10 protein-coding genes are annotated in these 13,407 nt (G+C 72.0%); 3 read left to right on the top strand and 7 right to left on the bottom strand.

Annotated features, from left to right (window positions below; all coding sequences use genetic code 11):
- The first annotated feature begins 99 nt into the window (after positions 1 to 99).
- Both ABZZ20_RS03230 and ABZZ20_RS03225 read left to right on the top strand, forming a co-directional pair.
- The gene (locus ABZZ20_RS03230; RefSeq protein ID WP_356866214.1) at positions 100 to 1,452 is read left to right on the top strand and encodes a PspC domain-containing protein; all 1,353 of its coding nucleotides are present in this window, start codon (positions 100 to 102) and stop codon (positions 1,450 to 1,452) included.
- Positions 1,439 to 1,663: a hypothetical protein gene (locus ABZZ20_RS03225; protein ID WP_356866212.1), complete on the top strand. Its 225-nt coding sequence runs from the start codon at positions 1,439 to 1,441 to the stop codon at positions 1,661 to 1,663. Before ABZZ20_RS03230 ends, ABZZ20_RS03225 begins: the two co-directional genes overlap by 14 nt.
- On the opposite strand, the gene ABZZ20_RS03220 is transcribed toward ABZZ20_RS03225, so the two are convergent.
- From ABZZ20_RS03220 to guaA, 3 genes are all read right to left on the bottom strand, one after another.
- On the bottom strand, positions 1,609 to 2,124 hold the full coding sequence (locus ABZZ20_RS03220) for a DoxX family protein (protein ID WP_356866210.1): 516 nt from the start codon (positions 2,122 to 2,124) through the stop codon (positions 1,609 to 1,611). The genes ABZZ20_RS03225 and ABZZ20_RS03220 overlap by 55 nt on opposite strands.
- Before the next feature lie 18 nt (positions 2,125 to 2,142).
- A complete protein-coding gene (locus ABZZ20_RS03215; RefSeq protein WP_356866208.1) occupies positions 2,143 to 3,408 on the bottom strand; it encodes a hypothetical protein in 1,266 nt (421 codons plus the stop codon).
- A 269-nt stretch (positions 3,409 to 3,677) separates the two neighbouring features.
- Positions 3,678 to 5,270: a glutamine-hydrolyzing GMP synthase gene (gene guaA, locus ABZZ20_RS03210; protein WP_356866206.1), complete on the bottom strand. Its 1,593-nt coding sequence runs from the start codon at positions 5,268 to 5,270 to the stop codon at positions 3,678 to 3,680.
- A 391-nt stretch (positions 5,271 to 5,661) separates the two neighbouring features.
- Here guaA and ABZZ20_RS03205 point away from each other — a divergent pair, with 391 nt between their 5' ends.
- Positions 5,662 to 5,925 (top strand): chorismate mutase, encoded by a 264-nt coding sequence (locus ABZZ20_RS03205; RefSeq protein WP_356866204.1) that lies wholly within the window; start codon positions 5,662 to 5,664, stop codon positions 5,923 to 5,925.
- Positions 5,926 to 6,202: 277 nt separating this feature from the next.
- Here ABZZ20_RS03205 and ABZZ20_RS03200 read toward each other — a convergent pair whose 3' ends face one another.
- The 4 genes from ABZZ20_RS03200 to ABZZ20_RS03185 all read right to left on the bottom strand — a co-directional run bounded on the left by ABZZ20_RS03200 (position 6,203) and on the right by ABZZ20_RS03185 (position 13,341).
- Positions 6,203 to 7,879, bottom strand: a complete 1,677-nt coding sequence (locus ABZZ20_RS03200) for a peptidase (RefSeq protein ID WP_356866202.1) — start codon at positions 7,877 to 7,879, stop codon at positions 6,203 to 6,205.
- 156 nt (positions 7,880 to 8,035) lie between these two features.
- A complete protein-coding gene (locus ABZZ20_RS03195; RefSeq protein WP_356866200.1) occupies positions 8,036 to 9,811 on the bottom strand; it encodes a GMC family oxidoreductase in 1,776 nt (591 codons plus the stop codon).
- A 157-nt stretch (positions 9,812 to 9,968) separates the two neighbouring features.
- On the bottom strand, positions 9,969 to 11,597 hold the full coding sequence (locus tag ABZZ20_RS03190) for a succinic semialdehyde dehydrogenase (protein ID WP_356866198.1): 1,629 nt from the start codon (positions 11,595 to 11,597) through the stop codon (positions 9,969 to 9,971).
- A gap of 103 nt (positions 11,598 to 11,700) precedes the next feature.
- A complete protein-coding gene (locus ABZZ20_RS03185; protein WP_356866196.1) occupies positions 11,701 to 13,341 on the bottom strand; it encodes a serine/threonine-protein kinase in 1,641 nt (546 codons plus the stop codon).
- Positions 13,342 to 13,407: the final 66 nt, after the last annotated feature.

The following is a 13,407-nucleotide window of genomic DNA, read 5'->3' as shown; positions in this document are numbered from 1 at the left end:
GGCATCAGGGCATCCCCCCAGTTCCGTCGGGGGGATATCAGGGTTGCGCCAGGGTCGGGCCCGGTGCCGCGGGGCGCTGCGGCCGGTCACCATGGACCCATGACCAAGCACGACTCCCCGCCGTCGCCGGCTGGTGCCGACGCGGCACCGCCGCCGGGCGGCCAACCCGCCGACAAGGCCGCCGAACGACCGCCCCTGCGCCGTAGCAAGCGCGACAAGGTCCTCGCAGGGGTGTGCGGCGGCCTCGGCCGGTACTTCGACCTGGACCCGGTGATCTTCCGCATCGTGCTCGGCGTCCTGGCGATCACCGGCGGGGTCGGACTGATCTTCTACGGCTTCGCGTGGCTGCTGCTGCCGGTGGACGGCGAGGACGACAGCGAGGCGAAGAAGATGCTGACCGGCCGGGTCGAGGGTGCCACCCTCGCCGCGGTGTTCGCGGCCCTGGTCGGCTGCTCGCTGTTCCTGTCGATGCTGGACAACGGCGGTCTGGCCGTCTTCTCCGTCCTGGTCATCCTGGCCCTCGGCGGCGCCGCGTACTGGTCACAGCGCCGGCGGAAGGCAGCCGCCCCCGAGGCGGAGCCGCAGGCCGCCCACCGCCCGGGCCCGCCGGAGACCAAGGCGCCGCCGGAGACCAAGGCACCGCCGGCTCCCGGTGGCCCGTCCTGGTGGCGGGACCCGCTGGTCAAGGACGGCACCACCGGCCCGGTCGGGGCCACCGGTTACCTGTGGGGGCCGGACGATTCCGTCGGGCCCGTGCGGAGCCCTGCGGGTGGCCGGGCCGCACCCGTGCCCGAGCGGGCGACCGTACCCGCGGTCCCGCGCGGCGGCATCGGCGGCCGGGTGTTCGTGCTGGCCGTGTTGGCCGGGGGCGCCGCCACCGCTGCCGTCTGGCAGGGCAACACCCTCTCCCACGCCTTGCAGATCGGACTCGCGTCGGCCCTGGCGGTCTTCGGCCTCGGCCTTGCGGTCAGCTCGGTCAAGGGCCGCACGGGCTTCGGTACGGTCCTGCTGGCGCTCCTCACCGCCGGGTTGCTGGCCTGCGCGTCCGCGCTGCCCCGCGACATCGGGACCGACTGGCGGAACGTGGCCTGGCGGCCGACCGCGGTGGCCGACGTACGGCCCGTGTACGAGTCGGGCACCGGGCTGGCCACGCTGGACCTGAGCCGTCTGGACGTGTCGAAGGGCACCACCGTGTCCGTCCGTGCCGCCATCGAGGCCGGTCGGCTCAAGGTGATCCTGCCCCGGGAGGTCACCGCGCAGGCCGACGTGTCCGTGCGACTGGGCGACATCAGGCTGCCCGGGGAAACCAGCCAGCAGGTGCGCATCAAGAGCGGCGGCGAAACCCAGCAGGCCACCCTCAAACCGCCCGCCGACACCGAGGCCGGGGGAACGATCGAGCTGCACCTGAGCGCAGGTGTGGGACAGGTGGAGGTGGCCCGTGCGGCGTCATGAGTTCCAGCCGGGACGGCTGCTGGCCGGTCTGGTCCTGCTGACCGCGGGCGTGCTGTACCTGCTCGACGCGACCGGTGAGGCCGATCTGCCCTGGTTCCTGGTCGTCCCGATGGCGATGGGCGGGCTATGCCTCGCCGCGCTGGTGGGGATGGTGACCTATGCCGTACGCAGGGACCGGCGCGACCGGATCAACGAGTCCAGCGAGAGGTAGGGCGCACCGGCCAGGATGATCGGGGTCCAGGCCATCAGGTAGATCAGGTCGTTGCCGTAGTAGTACGGGGACACCTGCCAGGACACCGTGAGCCACAGGCTGAGCGAGATCAGTGCTCCGCCGGTGGCCGCGATCCGGGTCAGCAGGCCGGCCAGCACGCCCAGGCCCACCAGGACCTCCCCGATGGCCAGCAGGACGGCGAAGCCGACGGGCGACAGCAGGGCGCCGTCGACCAGGAGCGGGATCGCGGACGTGTCGCGCACGCCGTGCATCAGCTCGCCGATGGAGCCGTTGCCGGTGGCGGACAGGAACACGGAATCGGTCAGCTTGTCCAGGCCCGCGTAGACGAAGGTCGCTCCGAGGAAGATCCGCAGCGGCAGGAGTGCGTACGTGGCGGCTCGTTCCCGCAGTCCGACAGGGGCGGCGGAAAGGACGGCGGAAAGGTCGTCAGTTCGGGTCACGCCCCATGTGTACCCGGTTCACTCCGCCACGTCGATGACGCAGCGGTTGGATTCCACTCCGGCCGCGGTGACCACCTGGACGTCGACGCGCCCCGGTTCCACTTCCGCCGGGACCGGGACCGTGAGCACCGTGTCCGAGGGATTGGTGAACCCGCCCGCCACCGGAACCAGCGGCACGTGCACGTGCACCGCCCCGATCCGCACCACCAGCCGGGCCAGCATCTCCGGCGTCTGCGCCCCCGGCGGCACGAAACCCAGGCCCCGGATCTCGATGTCGTCCCCCGGGCGGACGGCCGCGTCGAGGTCCCCCGGCTCGCGTCGGCGCACCACCGACAGCACCAACGGCCGGGTCATCTCCGTGCACTTCGCGGCCAGGTACACCGCGGTCGACAGTGCCACCAGCAGGGCCAGCGCCCACGGCAGCCGCGGCAGCCGGTCCGGGAACCGGGCCATCGACACCGCCGCGAAGGCCAGCACCACCGTGGAGACCAGCACGTACTGCGCGTCCGGGAAGCTCCCCCGGCCCGCGTCGTCGGTCAGCAGGTCCACCCCGCGCGGCCGGTCCGCCGGCAGCTTCTGCATCCGCTGACCCAGGACGCGTACGGTGACCACCCGGCGCACCACCACGGCCACGGCCGACGTCAGCGCGACCACCGCCAGCAGCGGCAGCGCCCGCCCCAACGCGAGCCCCGCGTACAGCGCCTGCCGTTCCGGCCCGGGCGAGGAGGACGCCAGTCGGAGGGCGGGCAGCAGTGCGGCGAACCCGGTCAGCACCACCCAGGCGCTCGGCACCGCCTTCGAGGTGGACAGCCGGTTGTCCTCGCCGACCAGCGGGGCCAACAGCCCGCCGCGCAGCGACTGGGGGCGGGCGGCGACGGTGAGCAGCCCGGCCAGGACCACCGCGGCCAGTAGTCCCGCAGTGCGCGCCGTGGACCAGCCGGTGCCGAGCGCCGTGCCGACCTGTACCAGCAGCAGCACTCCGGCCGCGATCCACACGGCGAGCACGGCCCGCCGTGAGAACAGGTACAGCCAGGAGTTGCCGGCCTCCCGGCCCCGGTCGGCGACCGTGCGGGCCGACAGCGTCAGCTCGTCGGAGACCCACTGCCGGGACGCCCCGGCGGACCGGGCCACCGCCGCCGGTAGTCCCTGACCCGCGGCGAACTCGTCCCGCTTCTCCAGGAACGCGGCGACCGCGCGCCGGTGTCCTTCCTGTGCGCCGTGCGGGCAGTCGTCGCAGGTGCAGGCGCCGCCGTGGGTACTTCGGGACATCTCTTGGACAGCCACGTGCGTGCCGCCTCTCTGAACTACGGTGCAATGCCAGCGAATTGTGCACCACTGCGGTAGTGCTCCGGATTGCGCACGATGTCAGAGCGGGTGATTGACCGTTCATGATGTTGACGTCCCCCGCCCGGTCCAGCCGCTCCGGGCGCGACGGCTTGCCACCGGGGCCGGTAGGCGAGGCACCGGCGGCCCCGTCGACCGGCCGGAAAAACGGCGAAGCCGCCGACCAGCAGGGCTGGTCGGCGGCTTCGCGGCGTACGTCGGGGTGGGGACTACTCCCACTCGATGGTGCCCGGGGGCTTGCTCGTGCAGTCCAGGACCACGCGGTTCACGTCCGGCACCTCGTTGGTGATGCGGGTGGAGATCCGCGCGAGGACCTCGTACGGCATGCGCGTCCAGTCCGCTGTCATGGCGTCCTCGGACGAGACGGGGCGCAGCACGATCGGGTGGCCGTACGTGCGGCCGTCGCCCTGGACGCCGACGCTGCGGACGTCCGCCAGCAGGACGACGGGGCACTGCCAGATCTCGCGGTCCAGGCCGGCCGCGGTCAGCTCGTGGCGGGCGATGGCGTCGGCCTCGCGCAGCAGGTCCAGGCGCTCCTTGGTGACCTCGCCGACGATGCGGATGCCGAGGCCGGGGCCCGGGAAGGGCTGGCGCTGGACGATCTCCTCCGGCAGGCCGAGCTCCTGGCCGACCATCCGGACCTCGTCCTTGAACAGCTGGCGCAGCGGCTCGACGAGCTCGAATTCGATGTCGTCGGGGAGGCCGCCCACGTTGTGGTGCGACTTGATGTTCGCGGTGCCGGTGCCGCCGCCGGACTCGACGACGTCCGGGTACAGGGTGCCCTGGACCAGGAACGCCACGTCCGGGCCGCCCTCGGCGATGATCTCGGCCTGGGCCTGCTCGAAGACGCGGATGAACTCGCGGCCGATGATCTTGCGCTTGGTCTCGGGGTCGGAGACGCCGGCGAGCGCGTTCAGGAAGCGCTCCTGCGCGTCGACGACCTTCAGCTGCACGCCGGTGGCGGCGACGAAGTCCTTCTCGACCTGCTCGGTCTCACCCTTGCGCATCAGGCCGTGGTCGACGTACACGCAGGTCAGCTGGGAGCCGATGGCCTTCTGCACGAGGGCGGCGGCGACCGCGGAGTCCACCCCGCCGGACAGCCCGCAGATGGCGCGCTTGTCGCCGACCTGCTCGCGGATGGCCGCGATCTGCTCCTCGACGATGTTGCCGGTGGTCCAGCTGGGCTCCAGACCGGCACCGCGGTAGAGGAAGTGCTCCAGTACCAGCTGACCGTGCGTGGAGTGCATCACCTCGGGGTGGTACTGAACCCCGTACAGCTTCTTCTCATCGTTCTCGAAGGCCGCGACCGGGACGACGTTGGTCGACGCGGTGACGGTGAAGCCCTCGGGAGCGGCGGAGCAGGCGTCGCCGTGGGACATCCACACCGACTGGTGCTCGGGGGTGCCCTCGAAGAGCGTGGAGCCGGTCTTGGACACGGCCAGCGGCGTACGGCCGTACTCGCGCGCGCCGGTGTTGTCGACGGTGCCGCCGAGGGTCGTCGCCATCAGCTGGAAGCCGTAGCACATGCCGAAGACGGGGACGCCGGCCTCGAACAGGCCGCGGGCGTCGTCCAGGCGCGGGGCGCCCTCTTCGTACACGGAGGACGGACCGCCGGAGAGGATGATCGCCTTGGGGTTCTTGGCCAGCATCTCGGCCACGGGCATCGTGCTGGGCACGATCTCGCTGTAGACCCGGGCCTCGCGGACGCGGCGGGCGATGAGCTGGGCGTACTGGGCGCCGAAGTCGACGACGAGAACCGTGTCCGGGGCGCTGTCGTGGGCGGCGGAGGGTGCTTCTGGCACGGGGCGGCCTTCCGGCGGAAGAGGTGGCTGTTCTGTCGATTCTAACGGGGGCGGCACCTACCGTTTTGTCGCACCGTCCGAGGCCGCGGCGCCGTGACGCGCCGCGACGACCCGGTCACAGCGCCCGGCGCCGCGTCCCCGTTCACCGAGCCGTCTCAGCATCCGAACGGGGTTGGCCCGGAGCGGGACGGAAGGCCATAATCCGTTCCATGCGCAAGCAGCTGAGCTTCCTCTTTACCTATGGCACCGGCCGGTCCGGTCGCCATGGGTCCTCGTGATGCTCGCTCGCTGAGCCGCTGACTTCCCAGAGCGCCCCGGTCCGACAGGACCGGGGCGCTCTGGCGTTTCTCCGGTCCTGCGGATCAGACACCCACCCGACAGGAGACCCACCATGACCACGATCACCACCACCCCCGAGCAGTTGATCGCCGACTCCCGCGAGCGCATCGACGCCATCGACGACCGGATCATCGGCCTGATCCAGGAGCGGATGGCCGTCTCGACCGTCATCCAGGAGGCTCGGATCTCCTCCGGTGGTCGCCGGGTGCACCTCTCGCGCGAGATGGAGGTGCTCTCGCACTGGAGCGATGCTCTCGGAAGGTCCGGGACCGCCCTGGCCATGACGCTGCTGGAGCTGTGCCGCGGGCGAGTCTGACGCGCGTTCGTCACCCGTCCGGCGCGTGACCGGCCCCGACGCCCTTCGTTGGTGTGGATGGCCGCGTCAGCCAGGCGCGGGACCGCAGCACCACGCGTGGCTCCGCCGGAGCGATGAGACGTACGACCCGTGGGACGTGCGTCGTGGGACCTCGCTCCTTCGCGTGACCGGACGGCAGGGGACAGCAGCCCGGTCACCCCAGAAAAGGACGGCCGGCCCGGGGGACGCCCCGAGCCGGCCGTTCTCCTGCGGTCTTCAGCCGATCGTCAGCCGATCGTCACGCGCGCCCGGCGGACCGGCGGCGCACCCCCACGAACAGCGCACCGCCCACGGCCACGGCAGCCGCCGCGGCCAGCGCGATCGGGCCGACGGAGCTACCGGTCGAGGCCAGGTTGCCGCCCGTACCACCGGCGGCGGACGCGCCGGAGGACGTGGTCGGCGTGACCGACGCGGAGGCGGACGGGGACGGGGACGGCGAGGTGGAGGCCGAGGCGCTCGGACTCGGGCTCGCGCCGGCCTTGACCTCGACCACGAGGGCGGCCGTCGTGTTGCCCGCGACCGGGTCGAAGGCGTGCAGCTTGGTGCCGCCCGCGACCGGCTCGCCGACGGTGACCGAGCCCCTGGCGTTCGCGACGGCCTTCTCGATCTTCATCACGAACCGGTTGGTGGACGGGTGGCCGACGCCCACGAACAGCCCGGCATCGCAGAAGTAGCGCGGCGCGCCCAGCTGCTCCGTGCGGTCGTTTCCGTCGGCATTGACCCCGCGGCAGTTCCGGGGCGCGTCCGTGACCTGGACTCCGGCCGGCAGCACGATGTCGGTACGGGCCACGCTCTCGCCCGAGCGCAGGTGGCTGATCCAGGCCGGCCCCTTGTTGCGGAAGCCGAGCTCGGCCACGACCGTGTCACCCACCTTGCCGGCGGGTGAGGCGGTGACCGCCTCGAAGTCGGCCTGGGCACCCTTGGCGTCGAAGTCGAACGAGCGCTCGTTGTCGCGCGGGTTCAGGTCGGTGTCCTCGGCCCGCCTGGCGGCCTTCGGGTCCAGGTTGGATTCCGTGACCGGCACGGCAGCCGACGCCTTGACCAGCATCAGCTTCTTGCCGGTGGCCGGCTTGTCCGCAGGCACATCCTTGCTCGGCGCCGGGTCGGGGACGACCCCGTACCTCAGCGTGTCCCGGTAGGCCCGCTCGGTCGTCTTGAGGTGCAGGGGCGAGTCGGGGGAGAGCCGGTAGCTCTCGCCCGGCAGGAACTCTCCCTCGACGAGGCACACCGTGGTGTCGACCATGCCGCCCGAATCCCGCCGGACGCAGTTGTCGTAGGCCTCCACCGGCTCCAGACCGGCCGAGGTGCCCAGCTCCAGCGCGACCGACTTGGCGGCCAGCGTGCCCCGGTTCGCGAAGGCGAGCGGCAGGTCCTGCTGCAGGCCCGCCGCCACGTCCGCCTTGAGCTTCAGCTCACCCATGAGCAGGTCGGGGCCACCGACGGTCATCTTGGTGGTGACGGGCGTGACGCTCGCCCCGGCCACCGTGCCGGTGACCGCGATCGCGCCGCTCGCGCCGTTCTTGCTGCCCTGCGCGGCGGAGACGAGCAGATCGAAGCTGTTGGTCCCGTTCCCGACCGACAGGCCCTGCTGCTTGCAGACGATCGCGGTGGCGCTCGCGGTGCAGTTCGGCCTGGGCTTGGCCGGGTCGAGCCGGACCGATGCGACGCCGGCGACCTTGCTCAGGTCGACGGTGATGGTGAACTCGCCCGGGAAGCTGTTCCCGGGGCCCACGTAGTCCAGGGCGTAGCGAAGGCTCCTCTCCTTCGGGGCGCCCGTGTCGGGGTAGGGCTGGAGCACCTGGGCGGAGGGACCGCTGAGTGGGAAGGCGGGTTCCGCGGCGAGTGCGGGGGCGGCCGCGCTGAGGCTCAGCGTCGCCAACCCCGCAGCTGCCAAAAGGGAGATGCGCTTGTCCATGATGATCGAGACCGCCGAAGGCGGGTCACAGTTGCACACTTCGCGGCGTGACGGGCATCACATGCAACCATCCGGACTGATCACCTGTCACTTATGTACGCGACGGCGGGATCTGCCCTCGGAGGGGGAGCGCAGATCCCGTCGCCGATACACGTGTCACGCCTTCTTCGGAACCTCCGGCACCGGCAGCAGCAACGGCAGCCGCAGGGCACCGAACGCCTCCTTGGGAACCGCCGGACGGGCCGGCTCCACCGCCGCCAGGCGGGTGTAGGCGCCGCCCTGCTCGGGCCGCGGGTCCTGCTCGCCCTTGTTCGGCCAGTAGGACATCGCCCGCTCCGCCTGCGCCGTGATCGTCAGCGACGGGTTGACCCCGAGGTTGGCCGAGACCGCCGAACCGTCCACCACCGAGATGCCGGGGTGCCCGTACAGCCGGTGGTACGGGTCCACCACGCCCTCCTCGGGCGAGGCGCCGATCGGGCAGCCGCCGAGGAAGTGCGCGGTCAGCGGTGTGCCCATCAGCTCGCCGATGTTGCTGCCCGGGAAGCCGTTGATCTCCTCGGCCAGCAGGGTGGCGGCCCGGGTGGCCTCCTCGATCTGCACCGGGTTCGGGGCGCCGTGCCCCTGGCGGGCCGTGAGCAGGCCCTTGCCGAGGCCGCCGGGCTTGCGGTACGTCGTCAGCGAGTTGTCCAGCGACTGCATGACGAGGCCGATGATCGTCCGCTCCGACCAGCGCCGGTTGGACAGCGAGCGCGCCAGCTGCATCGGGTGCTTCGCGGTCCGGGCGAACCAGGCCCGGACCCGGTGCTTGCCGTACGGCACCTGGAGTACGGTCATGAACCCCATGGCGTTGGAGCCCTTGCCGTAGCGGACGGGCTCGATGTGGGTGTCGGCGTCCGGGTGCACGGACGAGGTGATCGCCACGCCCCGGGTGAAGTCCGCCCGCCGGTCCGGACCGTGCCGCCTGCGGTAGCGGCGGTCGTCGGTCTGCGCGCCGACCAGGCCCTCGGAGTTGGTCCGGGTGAGCTCGCCGAGCCGGTCCGAGATCCGCGGGAGCAGCCCGTTGTCCTTCATGGTGTGCAGCAGGGTCTGGGTACCGTACGTGCCCGCGGCGACGACCACGTACCGGGCGCGCAGTTCCTTGGCCCTGCCGCGGCGGCGGGCGTCGGTGGGGACGGTGCGGACCCGGTAGCCGCCCTCGGGGTGCTCGGCGAGCGCGGTGACGGTGGTCATCGGGTGGATGACGGCGCCCGCGCTCTCGGCGAGGTGGAGGTAGTTCTCGTTCAGGGTGTTCTTCGCGCCGTGCCGACAGCCGGTCATGCACTCGCCGCACTCGGTGCAGGCCTTGCGTGCGGGTCCGGCGCCACCGAAGTAGGGGTCCGGGACCTCCTGGCCGGGGCGGGCCCCGCAGCCCCCCTCGGCGTCCGCGCCGTCGCCGAAGAAGACGCCGACCGGGGCCATGTGGAAGGTGTCCCCGACGCCCATCTTCTCGGCCGCAGCCTTGAGGTGGACGTCGGAGGGGGTCATCGTGGGGTTGAGGCGTACGCCGAGCATCCGCTTGGCCTGGTCGTAGTACGGGGCGAGCTCGTCGCGCCAGTCGGTGATGGACGCCCACTGCCGGTCCTCGAAGAAGGCGGTGGGCGGCACGTAGAGGGTGTTGGCGTAGTTGAGCGAGCCGCCGCCCACGCCGGCGCCCGCGAGCACCATCACGTTGCCGAGCAGGTGGATCCGCTGGATCCCGTACAGCCCGAGGGCCGGGGCCCACAGGTAGTTGCGCAGGTCCCAGCTGCTGCGCGGCAGGCTCTCGCGGGTGAACCGGCGCCCTGCCTCCAGGACACCGACCCGGTACCCCTTTTCGGTCAGCCTCAATGCCGAGACCGATCCTCCGAAGCCCGATCCGATGACGATGACGTCGTAGTCGTACGACTCTGACACTGACGCGCCTCCTTGGCGGGCGGTGGGTGCTGCTGCTGTGCATCGCAAGGCGGAGGACCACGGCTCGTACGGGACGCACGTGCATGGTCCGACAACGCGGCGAGGTGCCGTGCCGGGCGTCGCGGGCCGGTGGCACTAAGCGGTTCCCCGAGCCCGCTTAGCGCAGGCGGAGAGCCTTCATGACCTTGAGGCTGCGGGTCATGAACTCCGCGTACTTCTCGTCGTCCATGCCCAGCGAGGGGGCCATCGGGAGCAGCCGCTGGTGGGCGACCGTCTGTGCCTCGGTGTACTTGAGGATGCCCTCGGAGCCGTGCCGGCGGCCCAGACCGGAGTCCTTCATGCCGCCCATGGGCGACTGGGCGCTGCCGTAGGCGGGGGCGTAGCCCTCGTTGATGTTGACCGTGCCGGTGCGCAGGCGGGCGGCGACGGCGTGGCCGCGGCGGGCGTCCTTGGTCCAGACGCTGGAGTTGAGGCCGTACGCGGTGGCGTTGGCCTGCGCGACGGCCTGGTCCTCGTCGGTGAACCGGTAGATGGAGACGACCGGGCCGAAGGTCTCCTCGCCGCACACCGCCATCGGCGCCTCCACGCCGTCGAGGATGGTGGGCTCGTAGAAGAGCGGGCCTATGTCGGGGCGGGCCGTGCCGCCCGCGACCAGGGTGGCGCCCTTGGCGACGGCTTCCTCGACGTGCCGCTGTACGGTCTCCAGCTGGCGCTCGCCGACCAGCGAGCCCATGTCCGCGCCGTACGCGAGCGAGGCGCCGAGCCGCATGGCCTTCGTACGGGCGGCGAAGCGCTCGACGAACGCGTCCGCGATCGAGGCGTGGACGTACAGCCGCTCGATGGAGATGCACAGCTGGCCGGCGGAGGAGAAACAGGCGCGGACGGCGCCCGCGGCGGCCTTCTCGACGTCGGCGTCGTGCAGGACGAGCATGGCGTTCTTGCCGCCGAGTTCGAGGGAGACGCCGACCAGGCGGTCGGCCGCTCCCCGGGCGACCTCGCGGCCGGTGCGGGTGGAGCCGGTGAAGGACACGTAGTCGGCGTGGCGGACCACCTCGGGGCCGACGACTGGACCGTCACCGAGGACGATCTGGAAGACCTCGGCCGGCAGTCCGGCCTCGATCAGCAGGTCGCGGGCCCACAGGGCGGTGAGGGCGGTCTCGGTGTCGGGCTTCATGACGACCGCGTTGCCGGAGACGAAGGCGGGCAGTGCGTCGCCGACCGACAGCTCCAGCGGGTAGTTCCAGGGTGCGATCTGGCCGACGACACCGCGCGGCTGGCGCAGCTCGGTGACCTTGGTGAGGGTGGGCATGGCACCCGTGTGGCCCTTGGGGCGCAGGTACGCGGGGGCCTTGCGGCCGTAGTGCCGGGCGGCGACGGCGACGGCCTGGACCTCCTCGTGGGCGTGCAGGCGGGCCTTGCCGGTCTCCAACTGGATCAGGTCGAGCACCTCGGCCTGCCGGGACAGCACCAGGTCGTGGAAGCGGAGCAGTACGCCGGCCCGCTTGCGCACGGGGACGGCCGCCCAGGCGCCCTGGGCCGCGCGGGCCCGGTCGAAGGCCTCGGCAACGTCCTCGGGGGTGGCCGCGGGGAGGTCCGCCAGCTTGGCCCCGGTGAAGGGGGTGTGGTTGGCGGTCCGGCCGGAGCCGATCACTCCGCGGGTGAGCCGGGCGACCAGGTCGGGGGTCACCACGTCGGCGGCGGTGCGGGCACCGGCCGGGGCGGGGGCGACCGGGTTGGTGGGCTGCGGTGCGGTGCGGAGGGGGGCCGGGGCCTGCGAGTCCGTCATGGCGGTGAGCGTATTCCGCCTTCGGGCCTTTGGGTACCCGTCGGTAACCGGATTTTGCCATTTCTGCCAGTGATCGCTGGCAGGATGTCCGGAGGAGGCCGGCTCAGCCCGACTTGCCGGGCGGCGCCCAACCGCTGAGCACGGTGTCGAACTGCGTGCGGGTGGTCGTCCAGTCGGCGGCCGGACCCGACATGTACACCGCGTACTCGGTGCCGTTCGGGGCGATGTACATCTGCTCGATGGCCCGGCGCGGCCCGGCGTGCGTTCCCTTCTCGGTCCAGGTGAAGTCCCACAGGGCGGAGCGGGTGCTGTCCCGGAAGGTGTTCTGGTTCAGCTTCTGCCGCTTGTAGTCCGTCCGCTGCTTCAGCTGCTTCTCCAGGTCGAGCAGGTGCACGTACGGGTCGTCGTAGTCCGGCGTGCTGTCGGAGGCGATCCGGATGAAGTGCTTCCCGTTGTCCGGGGTGTAGTCGATCTGGTCCCCGTCCATCTGGCGCTTCCAGCCGTTCGGCACGAACAGCGTGAAGCCCGTCGGATCGGTGACCTCGCTGAAACCGGCCGGAGGGGCGGCCGGCTCATCGCCGCCGTCCTGCTGGTCGGGCGCGCTCGCGTTCTTGTCGGAGCCGCCGCCCTTGTCCGCGTCTGTGTCCCCGGTGAACTTCAGCACCCCGAACACGGCACCGCCGCCGACCAGCGCCGCCACGAGGGCGACGGCGGCGGCCCGCTTGATCCGGCCCGCGGCCGGGCTCCCCGACGCGGGTGCGGACCCCGCCTGTTCGGGCAGGGCCGCCGTGCGCGCGGGCTCGGGCGCCGCCGGAGCCGGCTCGGGCTCGGGTTCGGGATCCGGCTGCTGCGCGGTGGCGAGTTCCTCCGGGGTCACCGCACGCGTGGGCACGTACGCCTGCGCCGCCTTCGGCTCCCGACCCTCCATCGCCTCGATCAGCATCCGCTCGGTCTCCTGGGCCGAAGGCCGCTCGGCCGGATCCTTGCGCAGCAGGGCGGTGATGACCGGCCCCAGCGCGCCGGACTGCCGCAGGGCCGGCGGTTCGTCGTTGACGACGGCCTGCAGGCTGGAGATGGGCGAGGTGCGGCGGAAGGGCGAACGGGCTTCGACGGCCGTGTACAGGGTGGCGCCCAGCGACCACAGGTCGGAGGCCGTACCCGGGGTCCCGCCCGTGACCCGCTCCGGGGCCAGGTAGTCGATGGAGCCGACGATCTCGCCGGTCCGCGTGATGGAGGAGTCGCCCTCGATCGCGGCGATCCCGAAGTCCGTGAGCAGGACCCGCCCGTCCTTGGCCAGCAGCACGTTGCCGGGCTTCACGTCCCGGTGCAGGACGCCGACCGCGTGCGCGGCGCGCAGCGCGCCCAGCACGTGCAACCCGATCCGGGCCGCCTCGACGGGGTCGATGCGACCGGCCGCCTTGGCCGCGTCCGCGAGGGAGGGGCCGTCGATGTACTCCATGACGATCCAGGGCCGGTCATCGTGCTCCAGCACGTCGTGGACCACGACGACCGCCGGGTGCTGGATCCGGGCCGCGGCCCGGGCCTCCTTCTGGGTCCGGGCGTGCAACACCTCCCGGTCGGCCTGGGCGACGTACAGACCCGCCGTCAGTTCCTTGACGGCAACGATCCTGTGCAGCAGCTCGTCATGCGCGCGCCACACTTTGCCCATGCCGCCGCTGCCGATGGGCTCCACGAGCCGGTACCGGCCCGCGAGCACCGCGCCCGCACCTGTCTGCTGTTCCACGAAACCCCGCCACTCTGTGCACTTCGGGCCAGATTACGGAGCCCTCGGGGCTGCTGGAACCGTGAA

The sequence above is a fragment of the Streptomyces sp. NPDC006430 genome, assembly GCF_040612395.1.
GTDB lineage: Bacteria > Actinomycetota > Actinomycetes > Streptomycetales > Streptomycetaceae > Streptomyces.
The sequence above is the reverse complement of the archived record's forward strand: the minus strand, read 5'-3'. Positions and strand labels throughout refer to the sequence as shown.